Here is a 14,077-nt window from a genome sequence, read left to right as displayed (position 1 = left end):
TGACAAAGAAGAGAGGCGGCGCATGCGCCGCCTTTTGTTACGTGCTTAAGAGCGCCTAACAGAACCGTAGCGAGCGGCAGTGAGGCTCGGCGCTCCCGTTGGCCTGAGACGCGCAGCTGTGCGAAGGTACGGGGACGCCGAGTCAGTGAGCATCGGAGGCCGCAAATCGCGACGCGCAGTAGCTTATGTTAGGTGCTCTAGGCGGGCAGGTTGAAAACGGCGCAGTACAACTGCCCCAGGCTGACCACGCGGGCGGCCGGGATCTGCGCGGCCAAGGCATGGGCGGGCGCCGCTTGCGTGTCCGTTGCCAGCAGCACGCGCAGGTCCGGATTGATGCTGCGCGCATGTGCGATGCGACGCGCCAGGCCTGATTGCGCGGCGGCGTCGACGACACCGTCGAGCGGCACCACCAGTACGCGCGCGGCGACCAGGGCCGAACGGCTGCCCATGGAGTCGCGGCCTTCGCTGTCGATGACGATATCGTGGTAGCAGTGCACCAGGTGTTCCAGCTCCGGCTGCAAACCCTTGGCGCTGATGGCGCGCGCCATCAGGCGCGGCCGCGTCAGGCTGCCGTGCATGGCGCCGTCGTGCATATTCCTCGCCTGCGCCATGGCGCCCTGGCGCGGATCGGCGTCGAGCAGCAATACCTTGCGCCCGGCCAGCGCGCGCGACGCGGCCAGCCGCCCGGCCACGATGGATTTCTCCATCCCTCCGCGTTCATCCGTGATGGCGATGATCATCTTGGCGCACGGCTGGCATGATGTTGGCAGGGGAAACCAGCTGCAGCAGGCAGCCTTCGCGCGGCGCATCCCTGTCGCTGGCCGTCCATACGGGCAGTTCCAGCAGGGGCTCGAGTGCCGCTGCCAGGGCGGCCTGGCCGGCGGAAGACATCGGCGTCATCGGCAGGCGCAAGGCGTTGCGCACCTTGCCCTGTATGGCCAGCGCTGCTTTGACGGGAGCGGGATTCGGTTCGGCAAACAGCAGGCGGATGACGGGCAGCATGGTCTTGAACAGGGCGCCGGCGGCGCCGTGGCGGCCCTGCCTGACGAGGTGGTACAGCTGCGCATACAGGTCGGGGCGCACCTGGGCGGCGGCCGACATGGCGCCGTGGCCGCCCATGGACAGGCTGGCCAGCAGCAGGGCATCGTCGCCGCACAGCACGTCCAGGCGCGTGTCGAGCAGCAGTTCGCCCAGCTGCTGCAGCTTGCCGCCCGCTTCCTTGATGGCGACGAAGTGCGAGTCGCGCGCCAGCAGGGCGGCCGTCTGCGGTTCGATATTGACGCCCGTGCGGGCCGGCACGTTGTACAGCACGATGGACTGGTCGGTGGCGCCGGCGATGGCCTGGAAGTGGCGCACGATGCCCTCCTGCGACGGGCGCACATAGGCGGGGGCGGAGACCAGCAGACCGGCCAGCGGATGGTCGTTGTAGCGCTGAACCGTGGCGACGACATTGCGCGTATCGCTGCCGCCTATTCCCATCACGACGGGGAAGCGTGGACCGACGGCTTCGAGCACGCTGTCTAACAGCATGGTCTGTTCGGCGGCGCTCAGCATGGCCGCTTCGCCCGTGGTGCCGCACACCACGAGGCCGTCGATGCCGCTGGCGGCCAGCTCGCACGCGAGCTGCTGGGCCGCGTCGAAGTCGATGTCGCCGTCGTCATCCCGGAAGGGCGTGACCATCGGCACCCAGATGCCCTGGAAGTGCGTGGTGATGCGCATCGAGGACATCGCCTGCTCGCAGGAATACTGGTTCATAGCGATTTCCCCTGGCTGATGCGGCCAAATTCCGCCGCCGGCAGCAGGCGCATGACGGCGTCCATCGTCAGGCGCAGGGCCGGTTCCGTCACGCACAGCCAGACTTTCATGCGCTCGGCGTGGTCGACCGCCTCGACGCGCATGAACGACAGCATGCCGCCGCACGTCCTGACGACCAGGTGGCGCAGCTCGGCCAGGCAGGCTTTGTCGACCGTGATATGCATGAGGAAAGTGGGCAGGCGCGGGTGGCGGTGGGGCAGGGCTTGATGTGCGGACAGGCGTGAATGGGGTTCCATGGTGGCTTTGCAGCGGTGGTTGAGGTACGTTCAAGATTAGCAGCGGGGGCGTAAAGATTCTCTAAAAAGCGGGGCCGCCGGCGTAAACGGGGCGTATGCGTTTGCCGCCGGCGTGTTGCGTGGACGCCCCGCAGGTATGCTTTTGTTACAAAATTGAATCGTGCTTTTGAAGGCAGGGGTTTATATTGAAACCGTTCTCCGCTTTCAGTCAGCCCCGCCATGTCAGACGAAAAAGATCCCCAGCAGCCCCCGTCCACCGACCCAGCGCCGCCAGAGCCAGCACCGGCGCGGCCCGACCGGGTCGGCCGCCGGGCACCCGATGACGAGCACCGCGCGCGCGACGCCGCCCCCCGCTACCTGAAGGATAACGATACGCCACTGGCGCTGGCCTGGCGGGTGATCTCGTCGCGCTACCGCTCCATGCGTGACAAGGCCAGCCGCGATTTCATGCGGCGCACCCTGCGCATCGGCATCTCGGCACGCATTTTCCACCCCGAGCCGGGCGCCACTGGCCTGCGCAGCAAGAACCTGCAATACCTGGAAGAGTCGATCGCGCAGTGGGTCATGTCGCGCGACGTGCTGGTGTTCATGATCCCGACCGTCAATACGAGCGGCCAGCTACACCCGAGTAACATCACCCTGCGCCACTATGCGCGCCACCTCGACGGCCTGGTGCTGCAGGGGGGCGCCGACGTCTCGCCGCAGACGTATTCCGAGGCAGCCACGCGGCCCGAATGGAACGGCGACCGCGCGCGCGACCTGTACGAACTGGAACTGCTGCACGAATTCGTCGACGCGGGCAAACCCGTGCTGGGCATTTGCCGCGGCTGCCAACTGATCAACGTGGGCTTTGGCGGCACCCTGTACCAGGACATCGCTTCGGACGTGGAAGGCGCCGCCTCGCACGTCAACGACCTGTATGACCGTCACCGCCACACCATCGTCTTCCCGAAAGGCTCGTCGCTGGCGGGCATGTTCCCGAAGGCGGGCGAGGCGCTCGTCAATTCCATCCACCACCAGTCGGTCAAGGACCTGGGGCGCGACGTCACCGTGGAAGCGTATTCGCAAGGGGACAACATCGTCGAAGCCATCCGCTACCAGCGGGCGCGCTTCGTCATGGGCTTGCAGTGGCACCCGGAATTCCATTCGGCGGGCGGCGTCGAGCTGCTCGATTGCACGCCTATCCTCGATAATTTCTTGCGCGCGGCGCGGGAGACGCGGTTTTGAGTACGCACCTGATGCGCCGGCGCATGGTACTGGCCGGCCTGCTGGCGCTGCCCCTGGCGGGCTTGCGCGCGGCGCCGCGTCCGCACGACGGCCCGCTGGCGTTTGCCTTGACCTCCGCCGCGCGGGCCCGCATGCTCAAGGCGAAGGTGGCGCCGGCCATCGCCGAACAGGTGCTCAAGGCGGCGCGCAAGGATGCGGCGCGGCCCGTGCATCTGATGGCCGAAGTGCGCACGGGCGGCTTGCTGAAGGGCGAGGGCGGGCGCGAGACCAGCCAGCAGGCGCAGGAAGACTGGCGCCAGGCGCGCTTGCAGGCCCTGGCCTGGCGGCTGTCTGGCGAGATGGCGCATTTCGAGGCGGCGCGCCAGCTGCTGCTGGCCTGGAGCGGCAGTTATCAGCCCTCATTCAGTCCCGTGGACGAGACGGAGCTGGCCAGCCTGCTGATGGGCTTTGACCTGGTACAGGAACGCTTGAACGGCGTCGAGCGCGAGCAGGTGCAGGCGTTTTGCCGCACCCTGGCGAACGGGTATCTGAGTGATCCCATCAAGGTGGGCGGCCCGTCCACGGCGCGCAACAACTGGCACAGCCACCGCATCAAGATCGGCACGGCCGCCGCGTATGTCACGGGCGACGCCTTGCTGATCGCGCGCGCGAAGGAGCGCTTCCTGGCGCACGTGCCGCGCAATATCGGCGCCGGCGGCGTGCCCTTCGACTTCGAGCAGCGCGACGCCCTCCATTACACCACCTACAGCCTGGAGCCGCTGCTGACGACGGCGCTGATGGCGCAGGCGCATGGCGACGACTGGTATGGCGCGCCGGAAGCGAAGCGCCTTGCCGAGGCGCTGGCCTGGCTGGCACCGTATGCGCAGGGCAAAAAGACGCACGAGGAATTCGCGAAAAGCGCCGTGCCCTTCGATCGCAAGCGCGTGGCGGCCGGCGAAAAGGGCTTTACGGGGAATTGGGAACCGAAGGGCGCCGCCAATGTGTATTTGCTGGCGGCGCGCTTCGATCCCGCTTACCTGTCCCTGGCGCTGGAATTGCGTCCGCCAGCCTGGGCGCTGGCGCTGTACGGCAACTGATTAAAACTTCGTGCGCACGGTGAACATCACATTGCGCGGTTCGCCGTAAAAGCCCGTCTGGAACAGGCCAAGGCCCGTCATGTATTTTTTATCCCGCGCTCGCAATGTTGTCGGATTACGCGGCTATGCCGCTAATCCGACCTACGGTCCTAGGCTGAGCAACATCAGTAATTCATGCGTTGTCGGGGTAAAAGCGGGTAGGTCGGATTAGGTCCGAAGGAGCGTAATCCGACAACATTGTTGGCGGCGCCAGTCGGATTACGCTTGGGCGGCGTCAGTAGTTCATCGGCTCACCGCGAAAACATCGGATAGCCGAATCGACCATGCCCTCGGCGCTGCCCTGCAAGCTGTGCTGCTTGCGCAGGTATTGGGCGTCGCTCCATTGCTTGGCCACGTCCGACAGGTGTTTCAGGGCCGGCGTGCTGCCCAGCGCCTCGGCGTGCGGTTCCATCTTGCGCAGCGTCGTCATGATGTCTTCGCGCAGCGACATCGTCTCGTAGGTTTTCGGATGCGTGATGGCGCCATCGAGGCCGAAGCGGCAAGCCTGGAAACGGTTGTAGTTATATACGAGGTAATCGTCTTCGACCGGCGGCACCTCCTTGCGTTCGAGCAGGTAGCGGCACAGGGCCTGCAGGTAGGCGGCCAGCGCAGCGGCACGCTCCACCGTCAGCGGCGTGTCGCACACGCGCAGTTCGATGGTGCCGAATTCCGGCTTGGGACGGATATCCCAGTAAAAGTCCTTCATGCTCTTGATGATGCCCGTGTTCTCCATCTTGGCGAAATACTCGTTGGAGAACTGGTCCCAGCTCAGGGTGAACGGCGCGCGCCCGCTCATGGGAAACGCGAACACGGAGTTCAGGCGGGCCGAGTCGAACAGGGTGTCGCGCCCCTGCACGTAGGGCGAGGAAGCCGACAGGGCGATGAAATGGGGGATGTAGCGGTTCAGCGAATGCAGCAAAAACATGGCGTCGTCGCCCGAGGCGCAGCCGATGTGCACGTGCTGGCCGAAGATGGTGAACTGCTTGGCCAGGTAGCCGTACAGCTCCGAAATCTCCTGGAAGCGGGGCTTGGAAAAGATCTTTTGCGACGACCATTGCTGGAACGGGTGCGTGCCGCCGCCCGCGATGCCGATATTGAGCTTGTCGCCGGCCGTGATCAAGGTATCGCGGATTTCCTGCAATTGCTCCAGCAGGGGGCCGTGATGCGTGTGCACGCTCGAGTTAATCTCGATCATGCTCTCGGTGATTTCCGGCGTGACGTTGCCGGGGAACGGTTTTTTATTCAGCAGATGCAGCAGGTCGGGGCTGGCGGCCGTCAAGTCATAGTCCGACAGGTTCACCAGTTGCAGTTCGAGTTCGACGCCGAAGGTCAGCGCGGCCGATTGGCCAAAGGGTTCCAGCGGCATTTAGCGCTCCTTGATTTCATGGGTTTCTTTGGCCAGCATCAGCACGCGCTGCACCAGCACGGGGCCGACCAGTTCCAGGCCCAGGGTGATGGCGGCCAGGGCGTTCAATTCGTCGCCGAAGTTCACGCCGTGCTGGCGCGCGTGTTCGAGCAGCAGGATGATGAAGACGGAAACGGGCGTCAGCGCCACGCCCGTCAGCACGCCCTTGCGCCAGGAAATGCCGCTCACGTGCGAAAACGCGGCCACGCCGGCGACCTTCGTCAGCAAGCGTCCGCCGACGACGGCCAGGGCCAGGCCTGCGCCGGCCGTCACGCTGGCCCATTCCAGGGTCGAGGCGGCATACACGAACAGCAGCACCGTCAGCAGCTCGCCCATGGCGCCGAAATTGCGCTGCGCCTGGCTGAAGGCGACACGGCGGTGGCGCGCCACCAGGCCGAAGGTGAGCGTGGCCAGCAGCGGCGACAGGCTGGTGGTGTAGGTCAGGGCGACGAGCAGCATCACCGACAGCGCGAACGCCACAGTGGCGTCCTGCGCCATATTGCCCAGGCGGCGCAGCATGGCCGGCACGACGATGCCGAAGACGGTGCCGGCGGCAACCGAGGCGGCCAGCACGGCGGCGCTGCTGCTGCTCGCCTCGATCAAATCGGTGGAGCTCTGGAACATCCAGAAGCCGACGATGATGTTGAACGTGAAGACGGCCAGCACGCAATTCAAGGCCGTGAGGTGGACGATGCGTTCCGTGACCTGGCCCGAGCTGCGTTCCTCGTTGATGACGCGCATGATGGTGGCCGGCGAGGTGGACATGGCCAGCGACGCAAGCAGCAGCGCCGTCATCGAAGTGCTGCCGAATTCGATGCCGATGAAGTAGACGACGGTAAAGGTCAGCAGGGACTCGACCAGGCCCGTGACGGCGATCCACGGGTTGTTCTTCAGCCAGCGCAGGTTGATGCGGTAGCCTACCTCGAACAGGATCAGGCCGAAGGCCACGTCGGCGAGCACCAGCATGGGGCCGGCGTCCGTCTGCGGCAGGATGCCGACCTGCGTCTGCGCGAGGACGAAGCCGATCACGCCGTAAAAACTGATGCGCGGCAGGCCCGTCCAGCGGTGGCCGAATTCGCCCACTACCCAGGCCAGGGTAATGGCGAACGGCCAGGACAGGTCGGCGGCGATCGAGATCAGACTTTGCATGCTCATTCCTTTGAAAATGGCGCTGGCACCGGCCGGCAGCACGGGGGCTGGCGCGGCAATGTCGTGGTGCAGCGATGGTGCATTGTTTGCGCAGAGCGATGCGCCGATTCTACCGGAGCAGAAGGCGCGCACGATGTGCGCAATCGAACAGTGTCGCGGCCATGGCGGCCGCGCACAGGATGCAGCAGGGTAGGGCAGGACTGGTATCAGCGTATGGTACCCGCCCGCGGCGGAGATGCTCCGCACGGTAGTGCCGTGTCGCAGTGTACGGCATGGCGGCCCCCTGCCGCCATGGACTTTTTGTTAGGCGCTTTTATTTACTGAGCAGGCGCATGCCCCGCTCCAGCCCGTCGATCGACAGGGGGAACATGCGGTTGTTCATCAACTGCCGCATCACGCCGATCGACTGGCGGTACTGCCACAAGCCCTCGGACTCTGGATTGAGCCAGATGAATTTCGGGAACGCCTGGGTAAAGCGCGCCAGCCACGTCGACCCCGCTTCCTCGTTGTTGTATTCGACGCTGCCGCCCGGCTGCAGGATTTCATAGGGACTCATGGTGGCGTCGCCGACGAAGATCAGTTTGGTGTCGGGCGGGTATTTGCGCAGCACGTCCCAGGTGGGAAAACGCTCGGCGTTGCGGCGCCGGTTGTTCTTCCACAAATAGTCGTAGACGCAGTTATGGAAGTAAAAGAACTCCATGTTCTTGAATTCCGTCTTCGCCGCCGAGAACAGTTCCTCGGTGCGCTCGATATGGTCGTCCATGCTGCCGCCCACATCCAACAGCATCAGCACCTTGATGCGGTTCTTGCGCTCGGGCCGCATCCTGATGTCGAGGTAGCCCGCGTTGTTCGCCGTGGCGGCAATGGTGGCGTCCAGCGCCAGTTCGTCTTCCGCGCCTTCGCGCGCGAACTTGCGCAGGCGGCGTAGCGCCACCTTGATGTTGCGCGTGCCCAGTTCGCGCTCGCCGTCGTAATCCTTGTAGCTGCGCGCTTCCCACACTTTCACGGCCGTGCGGTTGCCGCCCTTGCCGCCGATACGGATGCCTTCCGGATTCGTGCCGCCATTGCCGAACGGCGACGTGCCACCCGTGCCTATCCACTTGCTGCCGCCTTCGTGGCGCTCCTTCTGCTCCTTCAGCAGTTCGTTCAGGCGGTCCATCAGCTTGTCGTAGCCGAATTTTTCCAGCTGCGCCTTCTGCTCCTCGGACAGCTCGCGCTGCATGCGCTTGAGCAGCCAGTCGAGCGGAATCGCCGCGTTCGTGTCGAAGGCCGCGTTGACGCCCTTGAAGTACTGGGCAAATGCGCGGTCGAACTTGTCGAAATGGGCTTCATCCTTGACCAGGGTCAGGCGCGACAGATAGTAAAAATCATCCATCGAGGCGTCGATGACGTTCTTTTGCAGCGCCTCGAGCAAGGTCAAAAATTCCTTGATCGAGACGGGAATCTTCGCATCCTTGAGCGTGAAGAAGAAATCGATCAGCATGGCGACCGCTCTCCCGCACGGGGCAGTGCGGCGATGGGGCGCTGCGCCAGCTTGTAGCGCAGATGGGCGGCAATCTCGGGCCACTCGCCGCGCGTGATGCTGTACATGACGGTGTCGCGCACGGTGCCGTCGCGGCGCAGCGCATGGTGGCGCAGCACGCCATCCTTTTTCGCGCCCAGGCGTTCGATGGCCGCCTGCGAGGCGTGGTTGAAATTATCGGTGCGCAGGCCCACCAGCGCGCAGCCGAGCGTGTCGAAGGCGTGCGCCAGCAGCAGCAATTTGCAGGTGGTGTTGACGTGGCTGCGCTGGCAGCGCTTCGCATACCAGGTGTAGCCGATTTCCAGGCGCCCGATGGCCGGCACCACGTCGTGGTAGCTGGTGGTGCCGAGCACCTCGCCGCTGGCCGCGTCGACGACGGCAAAGGCGAAGCGCGTGGGGCGCATCTCGATGCCCTTGAAAATGTACTGGTCCACCTGATCCGGCTCAGGCACGGAGGTGACGCGCAGATTCCACAGTTCGCCATCCATGGCCGCCGCGCGCAGGCCGGCCGCATGGTGCGGCGCCAGCGCTTCGAGGCGGATGCCGTGCAGTTCCAGGGGGACGAAGACCTTGTCGGGGCTGATGTCGTTCACCGGCGCTCCTTAGCGGTTGGTGCGCGACATGAACATCAGGCGCTCGAACAGGTGCACGTCCTGCTCGTTTTTTAGCAGCGCCCCGTGCAGCGGCGGCACGACGGCCTTGTTGTCCTTGCTGCGCAAGGCTTCGGCCGGGATGTCCTCGGCCAGCAGGAGTTTCAGCCAGTCGAGGAATTCCGACGTCGACGGTTTTTTCTTCAGGCCCGGCACGTCGCGCACTTCATAGAAGGTTTGCAGCGCCTGCGCCAGCAATTCCTGTTTCAGGTGCGGGTAGTGGACGGCGACGATCTGCTCCATCGTGTCCTTGTCCGGGAATTTGATGTAGTGGAAGAAGCAGCGGCGCAAAAAGGCGTCCGGCAATTCCTTCTCGTTGTTCGATGTGATGATGACGAGCGGACGGTGGCGCGCCGTGACCATTTCGCGCGTTTCATACACATAGAATTCCATGCGGTCCAGTTCGCGCAGCAGGTCGTTCGGGAATTCGATGTCGGCCTTGTCGATTTCATCGATCAAGAGCACCACCGGTTCGGGCGCCGTGAAGGCCTGCCACAGCACGCCCTTGACGATGTAGTTCTGGATGTCGCGCACGCGCTCGTCGCCGAGCTGCGAATCGCGCAGGCGCGAGACGGCGTCGTATTCGTACAGGCCCTGCTGCGCCTTGGTGGTCGATTTGATATGCCATTGCATCAGCGGCATGTTCAGCGCGGCGGCCACTTCCTCGGCCAGCATGGTCTTGCCCGTGCCCGGTTCTCCCTTGATCAGCAGCGGGCGTTGCAGGGTCAGCGCCGCATTCACGGCCAGTTTCAGGTCGACGGTGGCGACATAGCTGTCGGAACCTTCGAAGCGTTGGCCTTGCTGGGTGTGCTGTGCTTGCATGAGCGGTCTGCCAAAGTGGGGAAATGGTGAGTATAAACAGAACTGTGGCCCAGCGTCACGCGGACGGCCTGTGCCTGCGTGCCTACAATGCGGGTTTTATAGGTGGACTTGCAAGAATATCTTGGCTAGAATCGGCAAGCAGCAGATTAATTGGCAACCTTAATTGTCAACACATAAAATCAAAAAAAACCAGCTCTGGCGTTTCTCCGATTACCTTTGTTCACATTGCCACTATGAAAAAAATATTTGCACTTCTCGTGCTTGCCGGCATAGCAAATGCCGTCACAGCGGCTGACATTGTAGGAAACGCCAAGGCAGCCCCTGCCAAGGTGGAAATGTGTATCGGCTGCCACGGCATTCCCGGTTACAAGGCAACCTTCCCTGAAGTATTCCAGGTGCCGATGATCGGCGGCCAGCCGGCAAAATATATCGAGAATGCGCTGCAAGCCTACAAGAAGGGCGACCGCAAGCACCCCAGCATGAAGGGCATCGCCAGCAGCCTGTCGGACCAAGATATCGCCGATGTCGCCGCGTATTATGCGCAACAAGCCAAGACGAACTGAGGACCAGCCTGATGAAAAAACTACTCGCCGCCCTCGTTTGCGCCACCGTCTCGTTTTCCGCCAGCGCCGCCGGCAATATCAACACGGGCAAGGCCTTGGCCGAAAAATACAGCTGCGCCACCTGCCACGGCAAGGATTACAGTTCGCCCATCGACCCGTCGTACCCGAAACTGGCGGGCCAGCACAAGGATTACCTGGAACATGCGCTGATCGCGTATAAACGGGGCGACAAGGCCAACGGCCGCAACAACGCCATCATGACGGGCCAGGTGAAACCGCTGAGCAACCAGGACATCAAGGACCTGGCCGCTTACCTGCACAGCTTGCCGAGCAGCCTGGTCACTCATCGCTGAGCGGTAACGCCGGCTCAGGCTTTCAGGCCGACGCGGCGCGCCAGCTTGTGCAAGTTGCTGGCGTCCAGTCCCAACTGGCGTGCCGCAGCGGCCCAGTTATCCTGATGCAGGACCAGCGCCTGCCGGATGGCCTGGCGCTGGCTCGCTTCCACGATCTGATGCATCGATAGCAGCGGCGCCGCCGGTGTGCCGCATGCGGCTGGCGCCAGCGGCAGCGCGTCCGTGCCGGCCGGCGCTTCCAGCGCATCGAGGTCGAGCATATCCGTTTCCAGGGTCACGATGTCCTTGCGGTCAGCGCCGCGTATCACGGCTTTCAGTGCGGCCCGGCTGATCACATGTTCCAGTTCGCGCACATTGCCCGGCCAGCGGTAGTGGCACAAGGCGTTTTCCGCCGCGGCGGACAGGCGCAGGCTGCGCAAGCCCAGGCGCGCGCGGTTCAGTTCCAGGAAACCCCCGGCCAGCAGCAGCACGTCATTGCCCCGCTCGCGCAGCGGCGGAATCGGCACGGGATACACGGATAAACGGTGGTACAGGTCGGCGCGGAACGAGCCGTCGCGCACGTGTTCGCGCAGGCTGCGGTTGGTGGCGGCGATCACGCGCACGTTGACCCGGCGCGGCCGGTCCGCGCCCAGGCGCTGGATTTCGCCATTTTGCAAGGTGCGCAGCAGCTTGGCCTGTATCGACAATGGCAATTCCCCCACTTCATCGAGAAACAGGGTGCCCCCTTCGGCCGCCTCGAAGCGCCCGGGCCGGTCGCTGACGGCGCCGGAAAACGCACCGCGCACATGGCCAAACAATTCGCTTTCGGCCAGGGACTCGGGCAAGGCCGCGCAATTGACGTGGATCAAAGGCTTGCCCGCGCGGCGCGACAGCCGGTGCAGGCGGTGCGCGCACAATTCCTTGCCGACGCCCGTCTCTCCCAGCAGCAGCACGGGCAGTTCGGAATCGGCGACCACCTGCAATTCGTGCAGCAAGTGCGTGATGGCGCTGCTCTGGCCCACGAAATCGTGTTCCTCGCGCGGCGCTTGGGCATCGGCCAGCATGGCGCCGCCCGACAGGCGCAAGGCGCGGATTTCCGTCTCCAGGCGCGTCACGCGCACGGCCGCTTCGATGGCGCAGGCCAGTTCGCCCAGGTCGCGCTGTGCCTGCGTATCGAAGGTGCCCACCTGCAGCGCGTCGAGCGTGATCACGCCCCAGCGTTCGCCTTCCAGGTCCAGCGCCATGCCCATGCAGTCATGCACGGGCAGCGGCTCGCCGGCCCGCTCGGCGATCAGGCCATCGTAGGGATCGGGCAGCGAGCTGTCGTGATGGAAGCACAGCACGCCGCGCCGCTGCAGGATGGCGGCCAGGCGCGGATGGCCGGCGACGGCGAAGCGGCGTCCCAGCGCGTCGTTGGCCAGGCCGGCCATCGCCACGGGGCGCAGATGCTCGCCATCGATTTTCAGCAAGGCCACGGCCTCGCAGCCGAAGTGGGCGCGCAGGCTGCCGACGAGGCGCTGCAGGCGCACGGCCACGGGCAGGTCGGCGACCAGGTCGGTGAGTAACAGCAGGTGGGTGGCAGTGGTGGTCATAAGTACCATGCAGGGTACAACGGACCATGCTTGAACAGGGTCATATCGACCCTGCATTTTTCAAATCGTTGATTTAAAACAAGTTTTTCCTGGCACACGGATTGCCTAGGTAAGAGTGCCGAACCGGCATACAAGACCAAGGAAAGCTTGATGAAAACGACTCCCTCCCTCCGCGCCATTGCCGCCGCCGTCTGCGTACTGGCCATGCCCCTGTCCGTGCAAGCCCAGGTGAGCCTCCCTGCCAGCGCCGCCGCCACCGCCGCCAAACCGGCCGCCGCCGCGGTCAAGCGCTATGAACTGCAAACCAATATCGTCGACGGCAAGATGGTGTTCATCGACGCCAAGGGCCAGGTCAACCCCGTGCTGTCGGCCAAGGTGGGCGACACGGTGGAACTGGTGCTGAAAAGCGGCGAAGGCGCCGAGCACGATCTGCTGATCCCGGAACTGAACGTCGCATCGGCCAAGTTCAGCGCCAACAGCGGCAGCACCACCGTGCGCTTCAAGGTCACGCGCGCCGGCACGTTCACCTATTACTGCTCGATCCCCGGCCACCGCCAGATCGGCATGGAAGGCAAGCTGGAAGTGAGCGGCACTTCGCTGGCCGAGACGGCGGCACCGAAGGCCGCTGGCGCCGGCAGCGCTGCCAGCGAATCGAGCCAGGCCGCCGCGCTGGCCCTGTACACGCCCGCGCCATCGCCGATGCGCGGTCCCGATCCCTCGGCCGTCAGCGTGGCGGCCAATCCGGCCTCCGTGCCGACCGCCATCGGCGCGCGCGCGCCGCAAACCCTGAAATACCGGATGGAGACGGTGGAATTGCCGGGCAAGCTCGATGACGGCACCAGTTTTACCTACTGGACCTTCAACCGGCAAGTGCCCGGCCCCATGCTGCGCGCGAAGGTGGGCGACACGGTGGAGCTGACCCTGTTCAACGCCAAGGACAGCAAGATGATCCACTCGATCGACCTGCACGCCGTGACGGGCGGCCATGGCGGCGGACAGCACACGCAGGTGGCGCCAGGGCAGGAAAAAACCGTCACTTTCAAGGCGCTCAATCCGGGCCTGTATGTGTACCACTGCGCCACGCCGCTGGTGCCGCAGCATATCGCGGCCGGCATGTACGGCATGATCCTGGTCGAACCGGAAGGCGGCCTGTCAAAAGTCGACCGCGAGTATTACGTGATGCAGGGCGAGATGTACACGGGCCGTCCGCATGGCGCACCCGTGCACCAGGAAGCGAACCTGGAAAAAATGGCCAATGAGCTGCCCGACTACTACGTCTTCAACGGCGAAGTGGGCGCCCTGAGCAAGACGCACAAACTGCAGGCGAAAGTCGGCGAGACGGTGCGCATCTATTTCGGCGTCGGCGGCCCGAACAAGATTTCATCGTTCCACATCATCGGCGAGATCTTCGACAAGGTGTACAGCGAAGGCTCGATCAGCAGCCCGAAACACGACGTGCAAACGACGCTTGTGGCACCGGGCGGCGCGACCATCGTCGAACTCAAGGTACAGCATCCTGGCAGCTATCTGCTGGTCGACCATGCGCTGTCGCGCGCCGGCAAGGGCGCCGTGGGCGTGCTGGAAGTGACTGGCGAACCCGTGCCCGGCGTCTACCACGCCGGCGCCCGTCAATAAACCCCATTCATCCT

General features: G+C 64.3%; 14 protein-coding genes. 5 read left to right on the top strand and 9 right to left on the bottom strand.

The window, feature by feature from the left end; all coding sequences use genetic code 11:
- Positions 1-197: 197 nt before the first annotated feature.
- From KO538_RS07690 to KO538_RS07680, 3 genes are read right to left on the bottom strand one after another with little or no spacing between them, the layout of a single operon-like run.
- On the bottom strand, positions 198-740 hold the full coding sequence (locus tag KO538_RS07690; RefSeq protein WP_219327937.1) for a ParA family protein: 543 nt from the start codon (positions 738-740) through the stop codon (positions 198-200).
- Positions 718-1,755 (bottom strand): 4-hydroxy-tetrahydrodipicolinate synthase, encoded by a 1,038-nt coding sequence (gene dapA, locus KO538_RS07685; protein ID WP_219327936.1) that lies wholly within the window; start codon positions 1,753-1,755, stop codon positions 718-720. Before dapA ends, KO538_RS07690 begins: the two co-directional genes overlap by 23 nt.
- The gene (locus KO538_RS07680) at positions 1,752-2,051 is read right to left on the bottom strand and encodes a hypothetical protein (protein ID WP_257620216.1); all 300 of its coding nucleotides are present in this window, start codon (positions 2,049-2,051) and stop codon (positions 1,752-1,754) included. The genes dapA and KO538_RS07680 overlap by 4 nt, the downstream gene beginning before the upstream one ends.
- Positions 2,052-2,270: 219 nt before the next feature.
- Between KO538_RS07680 and KO538_RS07675 the strand changes: the two genes are divergently transcribed.
- Together KO538_RS07675 and KO538_RS07670 are read left to right on the top strand one after the other, a co-directional pair.
- Positions 2,271-3,278: a gamma-glutamyl-gamma-aminobutyrate hydrolase family protein gene (locus KO538_RS07675; RefSeq protein ID WP_219327935.1), complete on the top strand. Its 1,008-nt coding sequence runs from the start codon at positions 2,271-2,273 to the stop codon at positions 3,276-3,278.
- On the top strand, positions 3,275-4,354 hold the full coding sequence (locus KO538_RS07670) for an alginate lyase family protein (RefSeq protein WP_219327934.1): 1,080 nt from the start codon (positions 3,275-3,277) through the stop codon (positions 4,352-4,354). The genes KO538_RS07675 and KO538_RS07670 overlap by 4 nt, the downstream gene beginning before the upstream one ends.
- Before the next feature lie 274 nt (positions 4,355-4,628).
- On the opposite strand, the gene KO538_RS07665 is transcribed toward KO538_RS07670, so the two are convergent.
- The 5 genes from KO538_RS07665 to KO538_RS07645 all read right to left on the bottom strand — a co-directional run bounded on the left by KO538_RS07665 (position 4,629) and on the right by KO538_RS07645 (position 9,941).
- Positions 4,629-5,759, bottom strand: a complete 1,131-nt coding sequence (locus tag KO538_RS07665; RefSeq protein WP_219327933.1) for a YbdK family carboxylate-amine ligase — start codon at positions 5,757-5,759, stop codon at positions 4,629-4,631.
- Positions 5,760-6,947 (bottom strand): cation:proton antiporter, encoded by a 1,188-nt coding sequence (locus tag KO538_RS07660; protein ID WP_034746513.1) that lies wholly within the window; start codon positions 6,945-6,947, stop codon positions 5,760-5,762.
- A gap of 313 nt (positions 6,948-7,260) precedes the next feature.
- Complete coding sequence (locus KO538_RS07655; protein WP_034746518.1) at positions 7,261-8,430, bottom strand: VWA domain-containing protein; 1,170 nt, start codon at positions 8,428-8,430, stop codon at positions 7,261-7,263.
- Positions 8,424-9,062: a GNAT family N-acetyltransferase gene (locus KO538_RS07650; RefSeq protein WP_034746520.1), complete on the bottom strand. Its 639-nt coding sequence runs from the start codon at positions 9,060-9,062 to the stop codon at positions 8,424-8,426. The genes KO538_RS07655 and KO538_RS07650 overlap by 7 nt, the downstream gene beginning before the upstream one ends.
- 9 nt (positions 9,063-9,071) lie before the next feature.
- Positions 9,072-9,941: a MoxR family ATPase gene (locus KO538_RS07645; RefSeq protein ID WP_219327932.1), complete on the bottom strand. Its 870-nt coding sequence runs from the start codon at positions 9,939-9,941 to the stop codon at positions 9,072-9,074.
- A 233-nt stretch (positions 9,942-10,174) separates the two neighbouring features.
- Here KO538_RS07645 and KO538_RS07640 point away from each other — a divergent pair, with 233 nt between their 5' ends.
- Entirely contained in the window at positions 10,175-10,504 is a 330-nt protein-coding gene (locus KO538_RS07640) for a cytochrome c (RefSeq protein ID WP_034746524.1), read from the top strand.
- Between the two features lie 11 nt (positions 10,505-10,515).
- On the top strand, positions 10,516-10,857 hold the full coding sequence (locus KO538_RS07635; protein WP_219327931.1) for a cytochrome c: 342 nt from the start codon (positions 10,516-10,518) through the stop codon (positions 10,855-10,857).
- Positions 10,858-10,871: 14 nt separating this feature from the next.
- Here the strand turns inward: KO538_RS07635 and norR are convergent, their stop codons facing one another.
- Complete coding sequence (gene norR / locus KO538_RS07630) at positions 10,872-12,428, bottom strand: nitric oxide reductase transcriptional regulator NorR (protein ID WP_219327930.1); 1,557 nt, start codon at positions 12,426-12,428, stop codon at positions 10,872-10,874.
- 150 nt (positions 12,429-12,578) lie between these two features.
- Between norR and nirK the strand changes: the two genes are divergently transcribed.
- Positions 12,579-14,063 carry a copper-containing nitrite reductase gene (gene nirK / locus KO538_RS07625; RefSeq protein ID WP_219327929.1) on the top strand — a complete coding sequence of 495 codons (1,485 nt, stop codon included), beginning with the start codon at positions 12,579-12,581 and terminating at the stop codon, positions 14,061-14,063.
- Positions 14,064-14,077: the final 14 nt, after the last annotated feature.

Origin of the sequence: Janthinobacterium sp. NKUCC08_JDC (assembly GCF_019345575.1) — a bacterium.
Lineage (GTDB): Bacteria > Pseudomonadota > Gammaproteobacteria > Burkholderiales > Burkholderiaceae_D > Janthinobacterium > Janthinobacterium aestuarii.
Note: the sequence above shows the minus strand (reverse complement) of the source record. Positions and strands in the feature narration are given on the sequence as shown.